This window comes from Burkholderia sp. Se-20378, assembly GCF_017104665.1.
Taxonomy (GTDB): domain Bacteria; phylum Pseudomonadota; class Gammaproteobacteria; order Burkholderiales; family Burkholderiaceae; genus Burkholderia; species Burkholderia lata.
In genome coordinates this window covers 1-1,870 of the sequence record NZ_JAAGPG010000948.1, presented here as the reverse complement: position 1 = coordinate 1,870, position 1,870 = coordinate 1, and the positions used below count along the sequence as shown (strand labels likewise).

1 protein-coding gene and 1 pseudogene are annotated in these 1,870 nt (G+C 69.8%); both read right to left on the bottom strand.

The genetic code is table 11. The annotated features are described in order from the left end of the window. Positions 1 to 35: 35 nt before the first annotated feature. Positions 36 to 1,100, bottom strand: a pseudogene (locus G3N93_RS39255) (3-hydroxybutyrate oligomer hydrolase family protein); the annotation flags it as partial. 136 nt (positions 1,101 to 1,236) lie between these two features. Continuing rightward, on the bottom strand, positions 1,237 to 1,602 hold the full coding sequence (locus tag G3N93_RS39250) for a BON domain-containing protein (protein ID WP_174931066.1): 366 nt from the start codon (positions 1,600 to 1,602) through the stop codon (positions 1,237 to 1,239). Positions 1,603 to 1,870: the final 268 nt, after the last annotated feature.

The following is a 1,870-nucleotide window of genomic DNA, read 5'->3' as shown; positions in this document are numbered from 1 at the left end:
AGCGTCGCGTAGTCGGCCAGCGGCCGGCCGAACTACGGCACGGGCTGGCCGCCCGAACGCACGACCGCGTTCGGCGCCATCCGCACGTTGATCTGCGGCTCGCCGACCACGACCGCGGTGATCCAGCCGCGGGTGTCCTGCTCGGCCGCCGCGAGCGACGCGCCACCGCCGTTGCTGACCGACGCGGCGATCGTCGTGATGTCGCCCGCGCGATAGCGCACGCCGTGATGCGAACCGTCGACCAGCGGTCCGAACTGCTCGTTGAGCGCCCAGTACGCGAACTCGACCGACTGCAGCGTCACGCGCCCCCAGTCCTGCTCGGGATTCTGCTGCGAATGCGCGTGCTTGAACGCATAGCGGTTCGGGAAGCGGGAATTGAACGTGGCGAGATCGCCGCTGGTGACGTTCGCGGTGAACAGGCTCGAGGTGCCGGCCAGCACCGCGTTGGCGAGCGTGCCGTCGATCAGCGTGACGGTGTCCGACATGAGTTCGTGCGCGCCGTTGCCGCCGCCCTTGTCGTTGTAGGCGACCGCGCAGCCGCGCTTGAGCGCCCATTCGCCGGCCGCGGAAATCGCGCCGTACACGCCGCGCGAGCCCGACGACGTCGCGGTGACGATGCACGGCTGCGCGGGATTGAAGCTGGCGGGCACCTGCACGAGCAGCGTGACGTTCTTGCTGCCGCTGCCATCGTCGGAGTACGCGAGATATTCGGTGCCGGGGATCTTGCCTTCGCCGAGCGTGTCGTTGCCGTCGAGGTCGACGTTCGGCCCCCAGAAGCGGCCGTAGCCGCCGTTTGCGCTCATGTCGACGAGCGCCCGGTAGTTCGACCAGATCGCGAGACGGCGCAGCTCGGCGCTCGTCGGCCGGGCGGCATTCGCAAAACCGGGGGCCGTCGCGGAGCCGAGGCCCGTCTTGCCGAGGCCGGCCGTCAGCAGGTCGTCGCTCGCGCCGTCATAGGCCGTCGTACGCACGCTGCCGGACACGAAACCGGGCAACCGGTTGCGCTCGGCCGACTCGTCGCCGTTGCAGGCGCCGAGTATCGCGACCGCAGCCAGCGCCGCGCCGAAAACCATCCGCCTGCCCCACCCGAGCCTCGTCATCGCCGCCCTCTCGATATCGTTATCGGTCCGCCGCCGCTTCATGCGGCTTGCGGCCTCTCAAGCGCAAACGGGCCCCGGCACGCCGGGGCCCGCCTGAAAACGGGCGCATGCGGCGCTCGCGCGCCGCTGCCCGGCATTACTGCTGCTGAACCGTCAGCTTGTTCGTGACCGACGTCACGCCCTTCACACCCTTGGCTGCGGCTTCGGCCTTGTCGATCTGATCCTGGGCCGGCATCGTGCCTTCCAGCGTAATCGCGCCACCCTTCGAGCGCACGACGAGGTTCGACACGTTCACGCCGGCTTCCTTCGAAATCGCCTTGCGCACCGCGTAGCCGAGCTTGCGGTTCGCCTTCTTCGCGGTCTTCGCGGCGGCCTTCGGCGCGCTGGTCGCGGCCGCGGGCGCTTCCGTTGCCGCGGCATCGCTCGACTGCGCATACACGCTGCCCGACAGACAGGCCGCCACGGCGGCGACGCCCAACGCTCTCAACACGATCGACTTCATGCTATCTCCTTATCACTCCGGAACGGCCGTGCACAGTACGGCCGATTACCCCCAAAAACAGCCGGCCCGCGCGCGAACGGGCGGGACAGCCGGTGTTTTCCACGGCGATACGAGAGAGGCAAGGCGGGCTGGCGGTCGGCGCACGCGAAAGCGGGCCGGCCGGGCCGGACAGCCGCCGGCCGGACGCGCCCGGTCTGATTGCGTGCCGGGTCGCGCGCAAATCGGGCGCGGCTGCGTCGCACAATGTAATCCAGCGCCCGCGGAAGCG